Genomic DNA, 22353 nt, shown 5'->3' with positions numbered 1-22353 from the left:
GGCACTGCATTGAAAATGTCACCGCTCAACCGCCGCCGCTTCGAGCGCCTGAAGGCGCACAAACGGGGTTGGTGGTCGCTGTGGTTATTCCTGATTCTGTTTGTGCTGAGCCTGGGCGCCGAGCTGATCGCCAATGACAAACCGCTGGTGGTGCACTTCGACGGCGGCTGGTATTTCCCGGTGTTCAAGCGTTACCCGGAAACCACCTTTGGTGGCGAGTTTCCGCTGGAGGCGAACTACAAAAGCCCCTACATCCGCGAGCTGATCGCGCAAAAGGATGGCTGGACCGTGTGGCCGCCGATTCCGTTCAGCTACGCCACGATCAACTACGACCTCAAGGTGCCGGCCCCCGCCCCGCCCTCCGCCGATAACTGGCTGGGCACCGACGACCAGGGCCGCGATGTGCTGGCCCGGGTGATTTATGGCTTCCGCATTTCGGTGCTGTTTGCCCTGACGCTAACGGTGTTCAGCTCGATCATCGGTGTGGTCACCGGCGCACTGCAGGGGTTCTATGGCGGCTGGGTCGACTTGCTGGGGCAGCGCTTTCTCGAGGTGTGGTCGGGCTTGCCGGTGCTGTACCTGCTGATCATCCTCGCCAGCTTTGTGCAGCCCAACTTCTGGTGGCTGCTGGGCATCATGCTGCTGTTTTCCTGGATGAGCCTGGTGGACGTGGTACGCGCCGAGTTTCTGCGCGGGCGCAACCTGGAATACGTGCGTGCCGCTCGCGCGCTGGGCATGGAGAACAGCGGCATCATGTTCCGCCATATTCTGCCCAACGCCATGATCTCGACCATGACGTTTCTGCCGTTCATTCTGACCGGCGCCATCGGCACCCTAACCGCCCTGGACTTCCTCGGCTTCGGCCTGCCCGCCGGCTCGCCGTCGCTGGGTGAATTGGTGGCTCAGGGCAAGGCCAACACCCAGGCGCCGTGGCTGGGTATCAGCGCGTTTGCCGTGCTGGGCCTGATGCTGACCCTGTTGGTGTTTATCGGCGAGGCTGCTCGCGATGCCTTCGACCCGAGGAAATAACATGGCCAAGCCTTCCAACAAAACGGCTGACAACACCGCGCCGGAAAACCTGATTGAAGTGCGCGATCTGGCCGTCGAGTTTGTGACTGGCACCAGCAGCCAATGCGTGGTGCATGACCTCAACTTTGATATCCGCCGGGGCGAAACCCTGGCGCTGGTGGGCGAAAGTGGTTCGGGCAAGTCCGTTACCGCTCACTCGATTCTGCGCCTGCTGCCCTACCCGCTCGCGCGCCACCCGGCCGGCACTATTCGCTACGCCGGGCACGACTTGCTGACGGTCACCGAGAAAAAGCTGCGGCATATCCGTGGCAACCGCATCGCGATGATTTTTCAGGAGCCGATGACCTCGCTGAATCCTCTGCACAACATTGAAAAGCAGATCAATGAAGTCCTCGCCCTGCACAAAGGCCTGACCGGCAAAGCGGCCACCAAGCGCACGCTGGAGCTGTTGGAGCTGGTGGGCATACCCGAGCCGCACAAACGCCTTAAAGCGCTGCCCCACGAGCTCTCTGGCGGCCAACGGCAGCGAGTGATGATTGCCATGGCCCTGGCCAACGAGCCGGAGCTGCTGATTGCCGACGAACCGACCACGGCGTTGGACGTGACGGTGCAGCTGAAAATCCTCGAATTGCTCAAGGATTTGCAGGCCCGCCTGGGCATGGCGCTGCTGCTGATTACTCACGATCTGAACCTGGTTAAACGAATTGCGCACCGCGTATGTGTCATGCAGCGCGGAGTGATCGTCGAACAGGCGTCATGCGATGAGCTGTTCTCCAATCCGCAGCATCCTTATACCCAGGAACTGCTCGGTGCCGAGCCCAGCGGCAAGCCGGTCGCCAACGCAGCCGGCAAGCCAGTGCTCGAAGTCGATGACCTGCGGGTGTGGTTTCCGATCAAGAAAGGCGTGCTGCGCCGTACGGTCGACTATGTGAAAGCGGTGGACGGCATCAACTTCAGCCTGCATCAGGGCCAGACCCTGGGCATTGTGGGCGAGAGTGGTTCCGGCAAGTCGACCCTCGGGTTGGCCATCTTGCGGCTTATTGCCAGCCAAGGTGCCATCTGTTTTCAAGGCCAGGATTTGCACGGCCTGACCCAGCATCAAGTGCGGCCATTACGGCGCCAGATGCAGGTGGTGTTTCAGGACCCGTTCGGCAGTTTGAGCCCGCGGATGTCGGTGTGTCAGATCATCGGCGAAGGGCTGCGCATCCATAAGATGGGCAGTGACGAAGAACAGGAGCAGGCAATAATCGATGCACTCCTGGAGGTAGGTCTGGATCCGGAAACCCGGCACCGCTACCCCCACGAGTTTTCCGGCGGGCAACGGCAGCGAATCGCCATCGCCCGGGCACTTGTGCTCAAACCGGCATTGATTCTGCTGGATGAACCCACCTCGGCGCTGGACCGTACCGTGCAGCGCCAGGTGGTGGAATTACTGCGATCGCTGCAGCGCAAGTACAACCTGACTTACCTGTTCATCAGCCATGACCTGGCGGTGGTCAAGGCGCTGAGTCACCACTTGATGGTGGTCAAGCATGGTCAGGTTGTGGAACAGGGGCCAGCCGAAGCCATCTTCGCCGCCCCGCAACACGTATATACGCAGCAGTTGCTGGAAGCCGCTTTCCTGGCTCCAGCCACTGCCGATTAATCCTTGAAAGCAGGAAGAGGAATAACACCATGGGTTTTCTCGCCGGTAAGCGCGTACTGATCGTCGGTGTCGCTAGCAAACTGTCCATCGCATCCGGCATCGCTGCCGCCATGCACCGCGAGGGTGCTGAACTCGCCTTCACCTACCAGAACGAAAAGCTCAAAGGCCGCGTCGAAGAATTCGCCGCTGGCTGGGGCTCGAGCCCTGAACTGTGCTTCCCGTGCGACGTAGCCAGCGACGAAGAAATCGCCAACGTGTTCGTTGAACTGGGCAAGAAGTGGGACGGCCTGGACGTGATCGTCCACTCAGTAGGCTTCGCCCCGGGCGACCAACTGAACGGCGACTTCACCGAAGTCACCACCCGTGACGGCTTCCGCATCGCCCACGACATCAGCGCCTACAGCTTCGTGGCTCTGGCCAAGGCCGGCCGCGAGATGATGAAAGGCCGCAACGGCAGCCTGCTCACCCTCTCCTACCTCGGTGCCGAGCGCACCATGCCGAACTACAACGTGATGGGCATGGCTAAGGCCAGCCTGGAAGCCGGTGTACGTTACCTGGCCGGCAGCCTGGGCCCTGAAGGCACTCGCGTTAACTGCATCTCGGCAGGTCCTATCCGCACCCTCGCGGCTTCGGGCATCAAGAGCTTCCGCAAGATGCTGGCCGCCAACGAAGCGCAAACGCCGCTACGTCGTAATGTGACGATTGATGAAGTCGGCAACGTGGGCGCCTTCCTGTGCTCCGATTTGGCTTCGGGTATCAGTGGCGAAATCACCTATGTAGATGGGGGTTTCAATACCACAGCGATGGGCAGCATCGAAGATTAAGCGTTCTTGATGTAACCGGAAGGCCGCTCAATGAGCGGCCTTTTTTGTGGGCCCGACTTATCGGGTTTGGCCATTGGCACGCGCGGCCTACGTGCTTTCGTTGAGATTCGCGAGCAAGCTCGCTCCTACGGGCGGCGGTGTGCTCTTGCTCTTACGTTTGCGGCCGTAACTCAGTCGAGGGTTTCGGGGCTAAGGTCAGGACCAACGACCATCGGGAGTAACAGCCGTAGGCTGGCCCGCAGGGCGAGCGCCAGCGAGTCAGGCGAAAGTCGGCTTTAAAGCGCAGCGTACTTGAGTACGTGAGCATTTAAAGTCGGCTTTCAACGCCGCATGGCCGACGACCCGGAAGCCGACAAGTCGATTAACGCCCACAAAAAACCCCGCACTGGGCGGGGTTTTTTGTGGGCGTTAATCGACTATCAGTAACGTTCGATTTTCGCTTTGGATTCCAGCTCGGCGCGGAACGCCGCGAAGTCTTGCTGGCCACTGCGCGAAGCGAGGAAACGACGGTACATCGCCTTGTCTTCTTCGCTCAGCCCTTCTTTCGGCTCGCTGACGCCCTTGAGCTGAATAACCACGTAGTCGCCGTTGGCCAGGGTCACACCGGTGAAGGTGGCCTTGTCAGCAGCTTCTGGCTTGCTCATGCGGAACAGCGCCTGCAGCACGGACGGCTCAATGCCTTCCTGGCTACGGGTAGCCGCTTCAACCACTTTCCAGCCTGGCTCGCCTTTGGCCTGAGCAACCGGCGTTTTGCCGTCGCGCAGATCCGCCAGCAACGCCTTGCCCTTGGCTTCAACGGCTTCAGCGGCACGCAGTTGAATCAGGTGATCGCGGATAGCGGCGGTCACTTTTTCCAGCGGCTGCTGCTCAGGCTTCTTGTGCTCTTTGACGCGCACGATCAGCACGGTGTCCGGATCCAGCTCGATGGCACCGCTGTTCGAGCCTTCTTCCAGCACTTCAGGGCTGAATGCAGCTTGCAGCACTTGGCGGTTAGCGGTCAGACCTTCGCCGCCTTCACGACCGAATGGTGCAGTGGTCTGCACTTGCAAGCCTTGCTCTTGCGCCGGCTGGCTGAGATCGGATGCTTCGAACGCGGAGTCTTCCAGCGCCTTGCTGGCCTCAACGAACTTCTGCTCAACCTGGGCAGTTTTCAGATCGCGAGTGAGTTTTTCTTTCAGGCTGGCGAAGGTCGGAACCTCCGGTGCCTGCACACCCAGCAACTTGATGACATGCCAGCCGAAGCTGCTGCGAACCGGAGCCGATACAGCACCTTTGTCCAAGGCGTACAACGCCTCTTCGAAGGCTGGGTCGTAGACACCCTTGCCCGCATAGCCGAGGTCGCCGCCGTTAGCCTTGGAGCCCGGATCTTCCGAAACTTCCTTGGCCAGCTTGGCAAAGTCTTCGCCTTTATCCAGACGGGCCTTGATCTCATCGATCTTGGCTTTGGCCTGGGCGTCGGTCTGCTTGTCGTTCACTTCGATGAGGATATGCGCGGCTTCACGCTGCTCGGCGAGGTTGGCGATTTCTTTCTGATACGCCGCCTGCAGGTCTTCGTCCTTGACGTCGACCTTGCTGAAGAACGCATCTTTCTTCAGTTCGATGTAGTCGAGCACAACCTGCTCAGGGCTCATGAACTGGCTGGCGTTCTCGTCGTAGTACGCCTTGATTTCATCGTCAGACAGCTTCACCGCTTGCGGATCGGCCTTGAGAGTCAGGGTGGCGAAATCGCGGGTCTGTTTTTCCAGACGGGCAAAGTTCTGCACTTCTTCATCGGTCACGAAGCCGCTGCCGGATACGCCTGCGCGCAGTTGGCCGATAAGCATTTCCTGCTCGAGCATCTGACGGAATTGCAGACGGGTATGGCCCATCTGACGAATAACCTGGTCGAAACGATCGGAGTTGAATTTGCCGTCAACCTGGAACTCGGGGGTGTTCAGAATCAACTGATCCAGAGCCGGCTGGGAGAAAGCGAAGTGGGCATCTTTGGTGCTTTGCAGCAGCAGCTTGCGTTCGATCAAACCTTTCAACGCCGCTTCACGCAGCAGTTTGTCGTCCAGCAAGGAAGCGTCGAAATCTTTACCGAGGCGTTGCATCAACTGGCGGCGCTGGGCTTCCATTGCCTGGCTCAGTTCGTTCTGGCTGACTTCTTCACCGTTGACCTTGGCAGCCTGTTGCTTGGTGCTCTGCGAGGTGAAAATAGCCTCGATGCCTGTGAATGCCATCAAGGCAACAATGACACCGATAATGGTCTTGGCAATCCAGCCTTGTGAATTGTCCCTGATGTTCTGCAGCATGCGTCCCCCAGAAACGACCGTACTGAAATAAGCGGCCGTGGAGCGTGGGTAGAATCCGGATAGAAGAAAGGCGCATCCGAGGATGCGCCTTCTCGTAGCTGGCGGGGCGATTAAGGCTCCGGTGGAGCCTCTCTGAGCGTTGGGTCTGTAAGCTAACCGACCCTGCTCTACCGCCTCGCGACTCGATCAGTGTTGAAGCTGATCGAGGTGGGCAAAACCAAAAGACGCTTAGTTAACGGCGTCTTTCAGAGCTTTACCGGCTTTGAAGCCTGGGATCTTAGCAGCAGCGATGCTGATCGGCTTACCAGTCTGTGGGTTACGGCCAGTACGAGCAGCACGTTCTTTAACAGCGAAAGTACCGAAGCCTACCAGTACAACCGAATCACCAGCCTTGAGAGCGCCAGTTACGGATTCGATTACTGCGTCCAGCGCACGGCCAGCTACAGCTTTCGGGATATCAGCAGATGCGGCGATAGCATCAATCAGTTCCGACTTGTTCACTCTAAGTCCCCTTATTCCTGTTTGAGTTTATTTCTTAATTTTTGGGTGAAAGCAAAAACGGTGCTGGAAGGCCATTTGGCACAAGAAGAGCCGCTTTATAACAAGGGCTCTAAAAATGTGTCAAGGAAGCCCCCCGGCTAATGCGTGCTAATTCGCTCCTTGGAATCAGTCTCGCGTTTGTCATCCTTTGCAACCATCTCCGGAGCCGCATCGGGCAAGGGCTCCGGGGCGTATTGCAGCGCAATTTGCAGGACCTCGTCAATCCATTTAACCGGTTTAATCTGCAGGTCGGCTTTAATATTCTCCGGAATCTCTTTCAGATCACGAACGTTCTCTTCGGGAATAATCACGATCTTGATTCCACCGCGATGCGCTGCCAGAAGTTTTTCCTTCAGGCCGCCGATGGCAAGAACCTGCCCCCGCAAAGTGATTTCACCGGTCATTGCCACATCGGCGCGAACCGGGATCTGAGTGAGGGCTGAAACCAGGGCCGTACACATGCCAACGCCAGCGCTGGGGCCATCTTTAGGGGTCGCCCCTTCCGGCATGTGGATATGGATGTCGCGCTTCTCGTGGAAGTCCAGAGCGACACCCAGGCTCTTGGCCCGACTGCGCACAACAGTCAGTGCCGCAGTGATGGATTCGACCATCACATCGCCCAACGAACCGGTCTTGATAAGTTGCCCTTTACCCGGAACAACAGCCGCTTCGATGGTCAGCAATTCACCGCCCACTTGCGTCCAGGCCAAACCGGTAACCTGACCAATTTGGTCCTGTTGCTCGGCCAGACCGTAGCGATATTTGCTCACACCGAGGAAATGCTCGAGCGAATCAGCCGCTACCTGCACCTTCATGCGCTTCTCGCGGAAGTGTTCTTTCACCGCCTTGCGGCACACTTTGGCGATTTGTCGCTCGAGGCTGCGCACGCCCGCTTCACGGGTGTAGTAACGGATCATGTCGCGAATGGCCGCGTCTTCGAACTCCAACTCGCCCTTCTTCAGACCATTGGCCTGCAGCTGTTTCGATGCGAGGTACTTGACCGCAATGTTGACCTTCTCGTCTTCGGTGTAACCGGGCAGACGGATGACTTCCATACGGTCCAGCAGCGGTGCCGGAATGTTCATGGAGTTCGCGGTGCAGAGGAACATCACGTCTGAAAGGTCGTAATCGACCTCCAGATAGTGGTCGTTGAAGTTGTGGTTCTGCTCAGGATCGAGCACCTCCAGCAACGCCGACGCGGGATCACCGCGCATGTCCTGGCCCATCTTGTCGATTTCATCAAGCAAGAAGAGCGGGTTGCGTACGCCAACCTTGGTCATTTTCTGAATCAGACGACCCGGCATCGAACCGATATAGGTACGACGGTGACCGCGGATTTCCGCTTCATCGCGCACACCACCCAACGCCATCCGCACGAACTTGCGGTTGGTAGCATGGGCGATTGATTCAGCTAACGAGGTTTTACCGACACCAGGCGGGCCTACCAGGCAGAGTACCGGGCCTTTGACTTTTTTAACGCGCTTTTGCACGGCGAGGTACTCAAGGATGCGCTCCTTGACCTCGTCCAGACCGTAGTGATCGGCATCGAGAATATCTTCAGCTTTGGCCAGGTCCAGACGCACCTTGCTCTCGGCTTTCCATGGCACGTTAACCAGCCAATCGATGTAGGAACGCACCACGGTGGCTTCGGCCGACATCGGCGACATCTGCTTGAGCTTGTTCAGCTCAGCCTGCGCTTTTGTGTGGGCTTCTTTGGTGAGGCCGGCGTTCTCGACGCGCTTTTTCAGCTCGTCCAGTTCGTTATGCCCCTCATCGCCATCGCCGAGTTCTTTCTGAATGGCCTTCATCTGCTCATTCAGGTAGTACTCGCGTTGACTGCGCTCCATCTGCTTTTTCACACGGCCGCGAATACGCTTCTCGACCTGGAGCAAATCAATCTCGGCATCCAGCAGCGCCAATACGTGCTCAACACGCTGGGCCAGCTCGGTGATTTCGAGGATTTCCTGCTTCTGCTCGATTTTCAGCGCCATGTGCGCGGCCATGGTGTCCACGAGGCGGCTTGGCTCATCAATGCTGTTGAGCGAAGACAGCACTTCAGCCGGGACTTTTTTGCCCAACTGCACGTACTGTTCGAACTGGCTAAGCAGACTGCGAGTGAAGACTTCGGACTCGCGTTCGGCGGCGTCTACTTCTTCGATCAAGGCCACCTGCGCGCGGCAGTGGCCGTCGACTTCGGTGAAACTCTCGATGGAGCCACGTTGCTCGCCTTCGACCAGCACCTTGACGGTGCCATCGGGGAGTTTCAGCAATTGCAAAACAGTGGCGACGGTGCCGACGCGATAGAGAGCGTCTTCGGCAGGATCATCATCTGCAGGATTCTTCTGAGCAACCAGCAGAATCTGCTTGTCGCCCGTCATCGCAGCTTCTAAAGCCTCGATGGATTTTTCGCGCCCCACGAACAGCGGGATCACCATATGTGGGTAAACCACGACATCACGCAGTGGCAAGAGAGGCAATTCGACTGTTGTCTTCATGATTTTCAGCTCTACGGCGGCCATTCGGCCGTAAACAGGTGGGAAATACCCTTGGACCTAAGATGGGGGCAGCCAAAACAAAAAACAAGCGTTGACGCAGGAAAAGCAAAGGGGCCCGCAGGCCCCTTGCTTTCAACATGTGACAACCGTGTTTTACGCGTCTGGCGCGGCCTTCGCAGGCGGCTCGCTGTTTTCGTAAATCAGCAACGGCTTGGAGGTGCCGGCAATCACGCTTTCATCGATCACCACTTTGCTCACGTCAGATTGCGACGGGATTTCGTACATGGTGTCGAGCAAAACGCCTTCCAGAATGGAACGCAGGCCACGAGCGCCTGTTTTGCGCTCCAGGGCACGGTGAGCGACAGACTTGAGGGCATCCGGACGGAATTCCAGGTCCACGCCTTCCATTTCGAACAGCTTGGCGTATTGCTTGGTCAGCGCGTTTTTGGCTCAGTCAGAATCTGCATCAGCGCAGCTTCGTCCAGCTCGTCCAAGGTTGCGATAACCGGCAAGCGGCCCACAAACTCCGGAATCAAACCGAACTTGACCAAGTCATCAGGCTCAACCTGACGCAACGACTCGCCCACTTTTTTGCCCAGGTCGATACTGCGCACTTCGGCGTTGAAGCCGATGCCGCCTTTGGCCGAACGACCTTGAATCACTTTCTCGAGACCCGAGAACGCACCACCGCAAATAAACAGGATGTTGCGCGTATCGACCTGCAGGAATTCCTGCTGCGGGTGCTTGCGACCGCCTTGGGGCGGAACCGAAGCGACCGTACCTTCGATCAATTTCAGCAAGGCTTGTTGCACGCCCTCACCGGAAACATCGCGAGTAATCGACGGGTTATCGGATTTGCGCGAAATCTTGTCGATTTCGTCGATGTAGACAATACCCATCTGGGCCTTCTCTACGTCGTAATCGCATTTTTGCAGCAACTTCTGAATGATGTTTTCCACGTCCTCACCGACATAGCCGGCTTCGGTCAGTGTGGTGGCGTCAGCGATGGTGAACGGAACGTTCAGCAGGCGTGCCAAAGTCTCGGCGAGCAGGGTTTTACCCGAGCCCGTCGGACCAATCAGCAGAATGTTGCTTTTACCCAGCTCGACATCGTCTTTCTTGTCGCGCTGGTTGAGGCGTTTGTAGTGGTTGTAAACCGCTACCGCCAGAACCTTCTTCGCTCGCTCCTGACCGATCACGTACTGATCGAGGATCGTGCTGATTTCCTTGGGAGCTGGAAGTTTATGAGCGCTGCTTTCCGCCTGAGCTTCCTGCACCTCCTCGCGGATGATGTCATTGCACAGGTCAACGCACTCGTCGCAGATAAAGACCGAGGGGCCGGCAATCAATTTGCGCACTTCATGCTGGCTTTTGCCGCAGAAGGAGCAATAAAGCAGTTTGCCGTTGTCCTCGCCGTTGCGGGTGTCAGTCATTCGTTCAATCCAATCCGATAGGCTTGAAACACAAGATGAGGGCAAATGCAGGCATTTTCAAGCCCGCAAGGCGGCCGTGTATCACTGACCGCCGCCAAAAGGCTTACTGAGCAGCCATTTCCCGCTTGCTCAGGACCTTATCGATCAAACCGTAATTAACCGCCACTTCTCCACTCATGAAGTTGTCGCGATCGGTATCACGGGCGATGACGTCAATCGGTTGACCGGTATGGTGCGCCAGAATCTGGTTCAGGCGGTCGCGGATGGTGAGGATTTCACGGGTGTGAATCTCGATATCCGAAGCCTGACCCTGGAAGCCACCCAGCGGCTGGTGAATCATCATGCGCGAGTGCGGCAGGCAGTAACGCTTGCCCGCAGCGCCGCCAGCCAGCAGCAAGGCGCCCATACTGCAGGCTTGGCCGATGCAGATGGTGGACACGTCAGGCTTGATGAATTGCATGGTGTCGTAAATCGACATACCCGCAGTCACCGAACCGCCTGGCGAGTTGATATAGAGATGAATGTCTTTGTCCGGGTTTTCCGCTTCCAGGAACAGCAACTGCGCCGCCACCAGGTTGGCCATGTAGTCTTCTACTGGGCCGATGAGGAAAATCACGCGCTCTTTGAGCAGACGGGAGTAGATGTCATAAGCACGTTCGCCACGGGCGGACTGCTCGATGACCATAGGCACCAGACCACCAGCGGCCTGGATGTCATGCATTTGCGGCATAAAAGGATTACTGGACATGTATCCGACGCTCCCTAGCTTTTTGTCATGTCTCAAATACACATAAGCCAGCACGAAGGCTGGCTTATGGTTGCTCGTACGACGGTTGGGGTCAGGCTGCTTGTGGAGCTTCTGCCGGCTTGACCGCTTCTTCGTAAGAGACCTGCTTATCGGTCACATTGGCCTTCTGCAGGACAGTATCTACAACTTGTTCTTCCAGTACAACCGAACGAACTTCGTTCAGTTGCTGGTCGTTTTTGTAGTACCAGGACACGACTTGCTCAGGTTCTTGGTAAGCCGAAGCCATTTCCTGAATCATCTCGCGAACGCGGGCTTCGTCAGGCTTGAGTTCGAATTGCTTGACCACTTCAGCCACGATCAGACCCAGCACAACGCGACGCTTGGCTTGCTCTTCGAACAGTTCGGCCGGCAGTTGATCTGGCTTGATGTTGCCACCGAACTGCTGCACAGCTTGTACGCGCAGACGGTCAACTTCGTTGCTCAGCAGTGCTTTTGGCACTTCGATCGGGTTGGCCGACAGCAGGCCTTCCATTACTTGGTTTTTAACTTTGGACTTGATGGCCTGACGCAGTTCGCGCTCCATGTTCTTGCGAACTTCGGCACGGAAGCCTTCCAGACCGCCTTCCTTGATACCGAACAGGGAGAAGAAATCGTCGTTCAGCTCAGGCAGTTTTGGTTCGGCAACGCTGTTCACAGTAACGGTGAACTCGGCTTCTTTGCCGGCCAATTCCAGGTTCTGGTAGTCAGCTGGAAAAGTCAGCTTCAGAACGCGCTCTTCGCCCGCTTTGGCGCCTTCCAGACCGTCTTCGAAGCCAGGGATCATGCGGCCGGAACCGATAACCAGCTGAGTGCCTTTGGCCGAGCCGCCAGCGAATACTTCGCCGTCAACCTTGCCAACGAAGTCGATGTTGACCTGGTCGTCTTTCTGAGCGGCGCGGTCAGCAGTTTCGAAACGGGTGTTTTGCTTACGCAGGATTTCCAGCATGTTGTCGAGGTCGGCATCAGCGACTTCGGCTTCCAGGCGCTCGATGGCGATGCTGTCAAAACCAGCAACCTGGAATTCTGGGAACACTTCGAAGGTGGCGACGTATTCGAGGTCTTTGCCTTTTTCGAAGGTTTTTGGCTCTACGGCAGGAGCGCCAGCCGGGTTCAGCTTCTGCTCAACCACTGCTTCGTAGAAGGTGGCCTGGATCAGATCGCTCAGCGCTTCCTGGCGAGCAGCGTCTTCGTAACGCTGACGGATAACGCTCATTGGCACCTTGCCTGGGCGGAAGCCCGGGACTTTGGCACGGCGTGCAGTCTGCTGCAGACGCTTGTTTACTTCGGTCTCGATGCGTTCAGCAGGAACGCCAATGGTCATACGACGCTCAAGAGCGGAAGTATTTTCAACAGAAACTTGCATGGATATTCCTCGTTGCACAGACGTTAGCCGGCCGTTTCCGACCCCAGAATCAAGGGCATGCATTCTAGTGGCGAAAACTCAAGAAGTCACCACACACTGACTCAGTCTTAAATCGAACAGGTATTTCCTACATAACGAGGTAGATGGGTAATCGCCTTCTTCTATATATAAGGAGGAATTGCACCGCCCCAGACAGAAACACCGAACGCCAGAAAGCAAAAAAGGCAGCCCTTTCGGAGCTGCCTTTTCTGTCGCTGCGCGAACAGCGTTATTTGGTGCGGACGGAGAGACTCGAACTCTCACGCCTTGCGGCGCTGGAACCTAAATCCAGTGTGTCTACCAATTCCACCACGTCCGCGGAGCTTTGAAGCAAAGACGCCAGACTGGTTAAGGTCTGGCGTCTTTTCGAATATGGGGTGGACGAAGGGGATCGAACCCTCGACAACGGGAGTCACAATCCCGTGCTCTACCAACTGAGCTACGCCCACCATCTAGCGTTGTTGCTGTGTTGCGATGTTTTTCAACACCTTTGCCTGTATTGCCAAACAGCCTGATGGCGTGCCCGGCAGGACTCGAACCTGCGACCATCCGCTTAGAAGGCGGATGCTCTATCCAGCTGAGCTACGGGCACTTGGCTGTGCTCGACAAGCGGGGCGAATGTTATAGACGAGCTTTGCACTCGTCAACACTAAAACGTAAAAAATTCAGTGAGATAAAGGAGTTACGGGAAAATGCTGACCGCCAGCCTTTGCCCGCCCGACCGGCCATGCGAGAATGCGCGTCCTTTTTCAATCATTTCCGATGGTTAACCAAGCGTCATGACCGCACAACTTATCGACGGCAAGGCGATCGCCGCTAGCCTGCGCAAGCAGATCGCCCAACGTGTCGCCGAACGCAGCGAGCAAGGTTTTCGTACCCCCGGCCTGGCTGTGATCCTGGTAGGCAGCGATCCCGCATCGCAGGTGTATGTTTCGCACAAGCGTAAAGACTGCGAAGAAGTCGGCTTTCTTTCCCACGCCTACGACCTGCCGGCCAGCACCGGCCAGGACGAACTGCGCGAGCTGATCGACCGCCTCAACGATGACGCCACCATTGATGGCATCCTCCTGCAATTGCCGCTGCCAGAACATCTGGACGCCTCGCAACTGCTCGAACGCATCCGCCCCGACAAAGATGTCGACGGCTTCCACCCCTTCAATATCGGTCGTCTGGCCCAGCGTATCCCGCTGCTGCGCCCGTGCACGCCCAAGGGCATCATGACCCTCCTGGCCAGCACCGGCGTCGATCTGTACGGCCTGGACGCGGTCATCGTCGGCGCCTCCAATATCGTCGGTCGCCCAATGGCCATGGAGCTGCTGCTCGCCGGTTGCACCGTCACCGTGACTCACCGCTTCACCAAAGACCTGGCTGGCCACGTCGGCCGTGCCGATCTGGTCGTGGTCGCCGCCGGCAAGCCGGGCCTGGTTAAAGGTGAGTGGATCAAGCCGGGCGCCATCGTCATCGACGTCGGCATCAACCGCCAGGAAGACGGCAAGTTGGTGGGCGACGTGGTGTACGACACCGCCCTGCCCCGCGCCGGTTGGATCACGCCGGTACCGGGCGGCGTAGGCCCGATGACCCGCGCCTGCCTGCTGGAAAACACCCTGTACGCCGCAGAGCACTTGCACGACTAACCGCCACAGGGTCAAAAAAAAACGGCCCCCCCCGAGGTGCCGTTTTTTATTGCCGCGAGAAAAACTCTACTTACTTACGCGCCGCTTCCCACTGCTTCAACAGCTCGTTGTAGTTAACGGTCTCGCCTTTAGGCTTCTCGTTAGCCAGTTTCGGCTTAGGCGCACCAGGCTGATCGAACCAGTACTGCGCATCCTTTTCCGGGTTCATTTTCGGACCGCAGATCGGCTGCACTTTCGACCGCTCCAGCCGCGTCATGATCGCGTCCTGGTCTTTGGCCAAGCCATCCAGCGCTTCCTGCGGGGTTTTCTCGCCGCTGGCCGCTTCGGAAATATGGCTCCACCACAGCTGCGCCAAGCGCGGATAGTCCGGCACGTTGGTGCCGGTCGGCGTCCATTGCACGCGGGCCGGGCTGCGGTAGAACTCCACCAGGCCGCCCAGTTTCGGTGCCAGGTCGGTCATGGCTTGCGAGTTGATATCCGACTCACGAATCGGCGTCAGGCCCACGATGGTTTTCTTCAGCGATACGGTTTTCGACGTCACGAACTGCGCATACAGCCAGGCCGCCAAACGCTGTTTCTCCGGCGTGGACTTGAGGAAGGTCCAGGAACCCACGTCCTGATACCCCAGCTTCATGCCCTCTTCCCAATATGGGCCGCGCGGCGACGGAGCCATACGCCACTTCGGCGTGCCGTCGGCGTTCATCACCGGCAAGCCTGGTTTGGTCATGTCGGCGGTAAACGCGGTGTACCAGAAGATTTGCTGAGCAATATTGCCCTGCGAGGGCACCGGGCCAGACTCGGAGAACGTCATGCCCGCCGCCTCTGGCGGCGCATAGGCGCGCAGCCAGTCCACGTATTTCTGTGTGGCGAACACGGCCGCCGGGCCGTTGGTGTCGCCGCCGCGGGTGACGCTCGAACCCACCGGATGGCAGTCCTCTACGCGAATGCCCCACTCGTCCACCGGCAAGCCGTTCGGCAGGCCCTTGTCACCGCCGCCGGCCATGGAGAACCAGGCGTCGGTAAAGCGCCAGCCCAGCGACGGATCTTTCTTGCCGTAATCCATATGGCCGTACACGCGTTTGCCGTCGATTTCCTTCACGTCTTCGCTGAAGAACTTGGCGATGTCTTCATAGGCAGACCAGTTCACCGGTACGCCCAGCTCATAGCCGTACTTCTCTTTGAACTTGGCCTTGAGGTCGGCACGCTCGAACCAGTCGGCGCGGAACCAATAGAGGTTGGCGAACTGCTGATCGGGCAATTGATACACCTTGCCGTCCGGCGCGGTGGTGAACGAAATGCCGATAAAGTCTTTGAGATCCAGGGTCGGCGAGGTGAAGTTCTTACCCTCGTTGGCCATCAGGTCGGTGATCGATTCCGTCTTGCCGTAGCGAAAGTGGGTGCCGATCAGATCGGAGTCGTTTACCCAGCCGTCGTAAATATTCTTGTCCGACTGCATCTGGGTTTGCAGTTTTTCCACCACGTCGCCTTCTTGCAGCAGGTCATGGGTCAGCTCGATACCGGTGATTTCGCTAAAGGCCTTGGCCAGTACCTTGGACTCGTATTCGTGGGTGGTGAGGGTTTCCGACACCACATTGATCTTCATCCCACGGAACGGCTCGGCGGCTTTGATAAACCACTTCAGCTCATCCAGTTGCTGCTCGGCCGTCAGGGTGGACGGCTTGAACTCCGCGCCGATCCATTTTTTCGCCGCGTCTTCGTAAGCGTCTGCCCAGGCCGTTGCACTCAAGCCACTCAGGGCGAAAATCGCCGCTAACGTCACGCTATGTCGCAGTTTGTTGTTTTTGTTGAACATAGACACCTCCTGGTAATTATTAGGTGGGACACCAAACGCTCTAGGCCGGCCAACAACGGCAGTTCCGACCCGCCGTCGGCTACCCCCAACGCATCACAGCCAACAGCCACACCAGGGACAGCGCGCTCGCCACCCAGATGCTCCATTCAGTCGCGCCAATCACCAGCAAATGCAGGTAAGCGCTTCCGAGAAGACCAATAAACAGCCGGTCGCCACGGGTGGTGGCAATCGGCAGAAATCCACGGCGCTCCACACACGGCGAGCGCAGCTCCCACACCGTCATGCCAGCCAGTAGCAAGGCAATGGCGCCGAAAAAAGCGGCGGTCGGGGTCGTCCAGGCCATCCATTCCATCGTCAGCTCCTCACACCCGGCCCAGGGCGAAGCCCTTGGCTACATGGTTTCGTACAAACCAGATCACCAGCATGCCCGGCAAAATAGTCAGCACCCCGGCGGCGGCCAGCACGCCCCAATCGATACCCGAGGCCGACACAGTGCGGGTCATTACCGCGGCAATCGGCTTGGCGTTCACAGAGGTCAAGGTGCGCGCCAGCAGCAACTCGACCCACGAAAACATGAAGCAGAAAAACGCCGTCACGCCGATGCCCGAGCCAATCAGCGGGATAAAAATCTTGGCGAAGAATTTGGGGAAGCTGTACCCGTCGATATAGGCCGTTTCATCGATTTCTTTGGGCACGCCAGACATAAACCCTTCAAGAATCCACACCGCCAACGGCACGTTGAACAGGCAGTGCGCCAGCGCCACGGCAATGTGCGTATCGAACAGCCCAATCGAGGAATACAGCTGGAAAAACGGCAGCAAAAACACCGCTGGCGGCGCCATGCGGTTGGTCAGCAGCCAGAAGAACAGGTGCTTATCGCCCAGAAAGCGATAGCGGGAAAACGCGTACGCCGCCGGCAGCGCCACGGTGAGCGAAATCACCGTGTTCAGGCTCACGTAGTACAGCGAGTTGAGGTAGCCGTTGTACCAACTCGGGTCGGTGAAAATCACGTGGTAGTTGGCCAGGGTGAAATTGCTCGGCCACAGGCTCAGGCCGCCGAGAATCTCGTTATTGGTCTTGAACGACATGTTCAGCAGCCAATAGATCGGCACCAGCAAAAACAGGATATAGAGCACCAGCACCACTTTTTTGCGCATCGTCATGGTCGGCCTCAGCGGTTTTTATCGTTGTGGGTCATGGCGGTGTAGAACACCCACGACACCAGCAGAATGATCAGGAAATACACCAGCGAAAACGCCGCCGCCGGGCCCAGGTCGAACTGGCCGATCGCCATTTGCGTCAGGGTTTGGCTCAGGAAAGTGGTCGCATTGCCCGGCCCGCCGCCGGTGAGCACGAATGGCTCGGTGTAAATCATGAAGCTGTCCATAAAGCGCAGCATCACGGCGATCAGCAGCACGCTTTTCAGCTTGGGCAACTGGATATGGCGGAACACCGCCCAGGCCGAAGCGCGGTCGATGCGGGCGGCCTGGTAATACACATCGGGAATGGCGCGCAGGCCCGAGTAGCACAACAGCGCCACCAGCGACGTCCAGTGCCACACATCCATGATCAGCACGGTCGCCCAGGCATCGCCGGTATTGGCCGCGTAGTTGTAGGAAATGCCCAGCTTGTTGAGGGTCCAGCCCATCAAACCGATGTCGGCGCGGCCGAAAATCTGCCAGATGGTGCCAACCACGTTCCACGGAATCAGCAACGGAATGGCCAGCACAATCAGCACCAAGGATGCCATCTTGCCCTTGGTCGGCATGCACAGCGCGATGCCGATCCCCAGGGGAATTTCGATCAGCAGCACGCAGGCCGAATAGATAAATTGACGCAGCAGCGAGTCGTGCAAACGCTCATCGGCCAGCACCTGGCGGTACCAATCGGCGCCGACAAAATAGCGGCTGCTCTGGTCGAAAATATCCTGCAGCGAGTAGTTCACCACCGTCATCATCGGCACGATGGCGCTAAAGGCCACCAGCAAAAACACCGGCAATACCAGAAACCAGGCCTTGTTGTTTTGCACCTTCATGGCGACACCTCCACGTGGGCGTCGACCAGCCCATCAACCAGATAGTCGTCGGCGTACACCATCAACCACTGCGCCGGAAAACTCAGGTACACCTGCTGTTGCGGCACCGGCTGGTCTTCCTGCAAGCGCACTTTCAGCTGCTGGCCATCGAGATTCAGCGTAAGAATTTTGTAAGTGCCCAGGTCTTCGACGTGCTGCACCTCGCCGCACAGAGCATCGTCGTAAGGGCCGTCCCAGATATGGATAAATTCCGGGCGAATGCCCACTTTCAGTTGTGCCTCGGGCAAGGCCGCCAACCGCTGATTAAGCGTCGCGCTTAACGGCAGCGCAGTGCTGCCGAACGTCACCCCGCCCTCGCAGCGAGTCACGTCGATCAGGTTCATGCCGGGGCTGCCAATAAAGTAGCCAACAAAGGTGTGGCTCGGCCGCTCGAACAACTCACGCGGCGTGCCGAACTGCACGATCTGCCCGCCATACATCACCGCAATCTTGTCGGCGAAGGTCGAGGCCTCCAGTTGATCGTGGGTGACGTAGACCATGGTGATATTGAACTGCTCGTGAATCTGCTTGAGCTTGCGCCGCAGCTTCCACTTGAGGTGCGGGTCGATCACGGTCAGCGGCTCGTCGAACAGAATCGCCGACACATCGTCACGCACCAGCCCGCGGCCCATCGACACCTTCTGCTTCTCGTCCGCCGTCAGGTTCTTGGCCTTTTTATGCAGCAACGGGTGCAGGTCGAGCACCTCGGCAATCTCGTTCACCTTGCTCAGTACCTTGGCTTCGTTCAAGCCCTGGTTGCGCAGCGGAAAGGCCAGGTTGTCGAACACCGTCATGGTGTCGTACACCACCGGAAACTGGAAAACCTGGGCGATATTGCGCTCCTCCGGCGCCAGCAAATTCACCACTTTGCCGTCGAACTGCACCTCACCTTCGGAGGGGCTGAGCAAGCCGGAAATAATGTTCAGCAACGTCGACTTGCCGCAACCCGACGGCCCCAGCAACGCATAGGCGCCGCCCTGCTCCCAGATATGGTTCATCTCGCGAATCGCGTAATCGTCCGGGCCGCTCGGGGTTTTGCTGTAGCTGTGGGCCAGATGGTGCAAACGGATCTCGGCCATCAGGCAACCCTCCCGACGCGGCGACTGGGGGCCTGAATCAGGCGGCCATCGGCGGCGAATACAAACAGCTTGTGGGTGGGGATGTAGATGAGGATCGCGGTATCCACGTCGTACTCGTGCACGCCGGGCAAATGCAGCACCAGCACGAATTGCTCGTTGCGCACATGCAGGAAGGTTTCCGAGCCGCTAATTTCCGCCAGCTCCACGGTTACCGCCAACTCCAGGTCATCGTCATTGCTCGGCACCAGGCCGATATGGCTGGGGCGCACGCCAAAGCGGTACTCGCCTTCGCCAATGCTTTGCAGGTCGGGGTTGAGCGGAAAGTGCACGGCCTCGGCAAAACTCACCTCGGTGCCACTGATGCGCCCAGGCATCAGGTTGATCGGCGGCTCGGAAAACAGCTCGGCGGCCAGCACTTGCTGCGGGCGGTGATACACGTCGGCGGTCTTGCCGCTCTGCACTACGCGACCCTCGTGAAGAATCGTGGTTGTGCCGCCTAAGGCCAAGGCTTCGTTGGGTTCGGTGGTGGCATAAATGGCGATGGTGTGGCGCGCGGCAAACAGCTCGCGCATTTCCTGGCGCAGCTCTTCACGCAGCTTGTAATCGAGGTTCACCAGCGGCTCGTCGAACAGAATCAGCGAGGCATCTTTTACCAGCGCGCGGGCCATAGCGGTGCGCTGCTGCTGGCCGCCGGACAGCTCCAGCGGGTAGCGCTTGAGCAACGCGTCGATGCGCAACATCTTCGCCGTGGCGTGCACTTTGTCGTTGATGTCGGCGTCTTTGAACCCGGCCTGGCGCAGCGGCGAGGCGATGTTTTCAAACACCGTAAGGGTCGGGTAGTTGATGAACTGCTGGTACACCATCGACACGTTGCGCTTGCGCACCGGCACGTTGGTCATGTCTGCGCCATTCATCAGAATGCGCCCGCTATTGGGCTTGTCGAGGCCGGCCATCAAGCGCATCAGGCTGGTCTTGCCCGACAGCGTGCGGCCCAGCAACACATTGAACGAACCGGGTTCGAAGCTGAGGCAGGCGTCGTCGATATGGGTAATCCCATCGACAACCCGCGTTACGTGCTCAAGCGTCAGAGACATAGAGCGTCCTTATCTTATTTTTGTTGTCGGCTGCTTGGAGCGACCTTTGCAATCTCCTAGAGCCAGTTCTATGCCAACCTGCGATTAGCAGCGGCAAGTAACTGTTTAGAAAGGAATTGAACAGATCCAGCAGTGCCCAACCAGTCCACCACTGAACAGCCTTGAACACTCAAACGTGAACAGGTGAACAGTGGCCGTTGTTGACTTTGAACAGTCATGGACGACACTGAACCGACCCGGCAAAGACCGGTCGATTGCTGGCTGACAATAAAAATAAAACCACGCGAGACCCTGTCATGGCTGAAGCCGCCCTGCCCCACGACACCATCATTCAGGACTCCTGGACGCGCTGCCGCAGCTTTGGGCTAACCCACCAGAGCACGCCGGTGTTTACCCAGCCGAGCCCCGGCGATGTGTCGGCACTGCTCGAAAGCCAGCAGGCGCTGGTGCAAACCACCCATAAAGAAGTGCTGCCCTACTACGGCAATATTCTGGCGAACTCCAACTGCCTGATCATGCTGGCCGACAACCAGGGCCAGGTGCTGCAGAGCTGGGGCGACCAACGTTTTATCGAGCCCAACCACGCCGCCGGGTTCGTCGCCGGGGCCAGTTGGCTGGAGCGCTACACCGGCACCAACGCCATCGGCACCGCACTCAGTTGCGCGCAGCCGGTGCATATCCAGCACGACGAACACTTTCTGAAAGCCAACCGGTTTATGACCGGCTCGGCCTCACCGATTTTCAATGAACAGCGGCAGATGATTGCCGTGCTCGATGTGTCCAGCGACAGCTATCTGCCGCCCTCGCACACCCTGGGCATGGTGAAAATGATGAGCCAGTCGGTGGAAAACCGGCTGATCCTCAACCTGTTCCAGCAGCGCTATTTTCAGCTCACCTTCAACACCAGCCTGAACAACCTCGACAGCCCCTGGGCCGGGCTGGTGGTGTTTGATGAGCAAGGCCAGGTGGTATCGGCCAACCGCCGGGCCGACAGCTTGTTGGGCATTAGCCTGGCCGCCGTGAATATCGAAAGCCTCTTCGATGTGCCGCTGCAACAGCTGCTCAATCAGCCGCAAAACCTGCCCTTTAACTTGCGCGCTGGCGGCCGTTTCCGCTTCCACGCCCAGCTCAAGCGCCCGCAACAGCCGGTGCCGATTCAGGCCCGCGACTTCCGCCCCGCGCCGGTTGTTGAACCGCCAAGCCCGCCGCCGACCAGCCCGTTTACCCTGGCCGCCATCAACCTCGGCGACCCGCGTGTCGACAAGGCCGTGCGCCAGGCCGAACGCCTGCTGGAAAAAGACATCCCCATTCTGGTGTACGGCGAAACCGGGGTCGGCAAAGAGGTATTCGTCAAAGCCCTGCACCAGGCCAGTTCGCGGGCCCAGCAGAGTTTTATCGCAGTGAACTGCGCGGCCATTCCGGCCGATCTGGTGGAGTCGGAACTGTTCGGCTACGAGAAAGGCGCCTTCACCGGCGCCAACCAGAAAGGCAGCATCGGCCTGATTCGCAAGGCCCATAAAGGCACGCTGTTTCTCGACGAAGTCGGCGATATGCCGCTGCGCGTGCAGGCGCGCTTGCTGCGCGTATTGCAGGAGCGCTGCGTGCAGCCGCTGGGCAGCAGCGAGTTGTACCCGGTGGATATTCGCCTGATCTCCGCCACCAACCGCGCGCTGCGCCAGGACGTAGACGGCGGTTTGTTCCGCCAGGACCTCTACTACCGCATCAGCGGCCTGAACCTGGAGCTGCCGCCGCTGCGCGAGCGCACCGACAAACAAGCCATGATCCAACGCCTGTGGGAACACCACCGCGAGCCCTACCAATGGGCCGGTTTGAGCAGTGAAGTGATGGAGTTGCTATTGCGCCACCCGTGGCCCGGCAATCTGCGCCAACTCAGCAGCGTGCTGCAGATTGCATTGGCGATGGCCGACGACCAGCCGATTCATGCCGAGCATTTGCCCGATGATTTTTTTGCCGATTTGCCGGCGAGTGACAGCCCGAAGGTGGTCGAGTACGCGGCGGTGGGCGATGGGGATTTGAAGAGTCAGTACGAACAATGTGGGGGGAATATTTCGCACCTGGCGCGGCATCTCGGGTTGAGCCGGAATACGTTGTACAAGCGGTTAAGGGAACAGGGCGTAAAAGTCTAAAACCTGTATTCGCCTCACCATTCTGGATTCCCGCCTGCGCGGGAATTACGGGGGTTTTCGTCC

General features: G+C 58.2%; 16 protein-coding genes, 3 tRNA genes and 1 pseudogene. 5 read left to right on the top strand and 15 right to left on the bottom strand.

Going from position 1 to position 22353, the window contains the following annotated elements; translation table 11 throughout:
* Window positions 1–9 precede the first annotated feature (9 nt).
* From AC0V2S_RS22280 to fabI, 3 genes are read left to right on the top strand one after another with little or no spacing between them, the layout of a single operon-like run.
* Window positions 10–1029 (top strand): ABC transporter permease, encoded by a 1020-nt coding sequence (locus AC0V2S_RS22280; protein ID WP_475511634.1) that lies wholly within the window; start codon window positions 10–12, stop codon window positions 1027–1029.
* Between the two features lies 1 nt (window position 1030).
* Window positions 1031–2674 (top strand): ABC transporter ATP-binding protein, encoded by a 1644-nt coding sequence (locus AC0V2S_RS22275; RefSeq protein ID WP_475511608.1) that lies wholly within the window; start codon window positions 1031–1033, stop codon window positions 2672–2674.
* A 29-nt stretch (window positions 2675–2703) separates the two neighbouring features.
* Window positions 2704–3498 carry an enoyl-ACP reductase FabI gene (gene fabI / locus AC0V2S_RS22270; RefSeq protein WP_475511607.1) on the top strand — a complete coding sequence of 265 codons (795 nt, stop codon included), beginning with the start codon at window positions 2704–2706 and terminating at the stop codon, window positions 3496–3498.
* 419 nt (window positions 3499–3917) lie between these two features.
* Here the strand turns inward: fabI and AC0V2S_RS22265 are convergent, their stop codons facing one another.
* The 9 genes and pseudogenes from AC0V2S_RS22265 to AC0V2S_RS22225 all read right to left on the bottom strand — a co-directional run bounded on the left by AC0V2S_RS22265 (window position 3918) and on the right by AC0V2S_RS22225 (window position 13041).
* A complete protein-coding gene (locus AC0V2S_RS22265; protein WP_475511606.1) occupies window positions 3918–5792 on the bottom strand; it encodes a SurA N-terminal domain-containing protein in 1875 nt (624 codons plus the stop codon).
* 228 nt (window positions 5793–6020) lie between these two features.
* Window positions 6021–6293, bottom strand: a complete 273-nt coding sequence (gene hupB, locus AC0V2S_RS22260; RefSeq protein ID WP_003239952.1) for a nucleoid-associated protein HU-beta — start codon at window positions 6291–6293, stop codon at window positions 6021–6023.
* A gap of 137 nt (window positions 6294–6430) precedes the next feature.
* On the bottom strand, window positions 6431–8827 hold the full coding sequence (lon, locus tag AC0V2S_RS22255) for an endopeptidase La (RefSeq protein WP_475511633.1): 2397 nt from the start codon (window positions 8825–8827) through the stop codon (window positions 6431–6433).
* Between the two features lie 153 nt (window positions 8828–8980).
* Window positions 8981–10260, bottom strand: a pseudogene (gene clpX, locus AC0V2S_RS22250) (ATP-dependent Clp protease ATP-binding subunit ClpX).
* A 103-nt stretch (window positions 10261–10363) separates the two neighbouring features.
* Complete coding sequence (gene clpP, locus AC0V2S_RS22245; protein WP_475511605.1) at window positions 10364–11008, bottom strand: ATP-dependent Clp endopeptidase proteolytic subunit ClpP; 645 nt, start codon at window positions 11006–11008, stop codon at window positions 10364–10366.
* Between the two features lie 91 nt (window positions 11009–11099).
* The gene (tig, locus tag AC0V2S_RS22240) at window positions 11100–12410 is read right to left on the bottom strand and encodes a trigger factor (RefSeq protein WP_475511604.1); all 1311 of its coding nucleotides are present in this window, start codon (window positions 12408–12410) and stop codon (window positions 11100–11102) included.
* A gap of 273 nt (window positions 12411–12683) precedes the next feature.
* Window positions 12684–12768: transfer RNA gene (locus AC0V2S_RS22235), tRNA-Leu, on the bottom strand.
* A 54-nt stretch (window positions 12769–12822) separates the two neighbouring features.
* A tRNA-His gene (locus tag AC0V2S_RS22230) sits at window positions 12823–12898 on the bottom strand.
* 66 nt (window positions 12899–12964) lie between these two features.
* Window positions 12965–13041, bottom strand: a tRNA-Arg gene (locus AC0V2S_RS22225).
* A gap of 187 nt (window positions 13042–13228) precedes the next feature.
* Between AC0V2S_RS22225 and folD the strand changes: the two genes are divergently transcribed.
* Entirely contained in the window at window positions 13229–14083 is an 855-nt protein-coding gene (gene folD / locus AC0V2S_RS22220) for a bifunctional methylenetetrahydrofolate dehydrogenase/methenyltetrahydrofolate cyclohydrolase FolD (protein WP_475511603.1), read from the top strand.
* 70 nt (window positions 14084–14153) lie between these two features.
* Here folD and AC0V2S_RS22215 read toward each other — a convergent pair whose 3' ends face one another.
* The 6 genes from AC0V2S_RS22215 to AC0V2S_RS22190 all read right to left on the bottom strand — a co-directional run bounded on the left by AC0V2S_RS22215 (window position 14154) and on the right by AC0V2S_RS22190 (window position 20143).
* Window positions 14154–15896: an ABC transporter substrate-binding protein gene (locus tag AC0V2S_RS22215; RefSeq protein WP_475511602.1), complete on the bottom strand. Its 1743-nt coding sequence runs from the start codon at window positions 15894–15896 to the stop codon at window positions 14154–14156.
* 79 nt (window positions 15897–15975) lie between these two features.
* Window positions 15976–16248, bottom strand: coding sequence for a DUF2160 domain-containing protein (locus tag AC0V2S_RS22210; RefSeq protein WP_110614852.1), 273 nt, complete (start codon window positions 16246–16248; stop codon window positions 15976–15978).
* A 10-nt stretch (window positions 16249–16258) separates the two neighbouring features.
* Window positions 16259–17059: a carbohydrate ABC transporter permease gene (locus tag AC0V2S_RS22205; RefSeq protein WP_475511601.1), complete on the bottom strand. Its 801-nt coding sequence runs from the start codon at window positions 17057–17059 to the stop codon at window positions 16259–16261.
* Window positions 17060–17067: 8 nt separating this feature from the next.
* Window positions 17068–17931, bottom strand: a complete 864-nt coding sequence (locus AC0V2S_RS22200) for a carbohydrate ABC transporter permease (protein ID WP_475511600.1) — start codon at window positions 17929–17931, stop codon at window positions 17068–17070.
* Window positions 17928–19049, bottom strand: coding sequence for an ABC transporter ATP-binding protein (locus AC0V2S_RS22195; RefSeq protein WP_475511599.1), 1122 nt, complete (start codon window positions 19047–19049; stop codon window positions 17928–17930). Before AC0V2S_RS22195 ends, AC0V2S_RS22200 begins: the two co-directional genes overlap by 4 nt.
* The gene (locus tag AC0V2S_RS22190; RefSeq protein ID WP_475511598.1) at window positions 19049–20143 is read right to left on the bottom strand and encodes an ABC transporter ATP-binding protein; all 1095 of its coding nucleotides are present in this window, start codon (window positions 20141–20143) and stop codon (window positions 19049–19051) included. Before AC0V2S_RS22190 ends, AC0V2S_RS22195 begins: the two co-directional genes overlap by 1 nt.
* Before the next feature lie 296 nt (window positions 20144–20439).
* On the opposite strand from AC0V2S_RS22190, the gene AC0V2S_RS22185 reads away from it, so the two are divergent.
* On the top strand, window positions 20440–22290 hold the full coding sequence (locus AC0V2S_RS22185) for a sigma-54-dependent Fis family transcriptional regulator (protein WP_475511597.1): 1851 nt from the start codon (window positions 20440–20442) through the stop codon (window positions 22288–22290).
* Window positions 22291–22353 lie beyond the last annotated feature (63 nt).

The organism is Pseudomonas sp. CC11G, from assembly GCF_056174845.1.
This window is presented reverse-complemented; position numbering and strand designations above follow the sequence as displayed.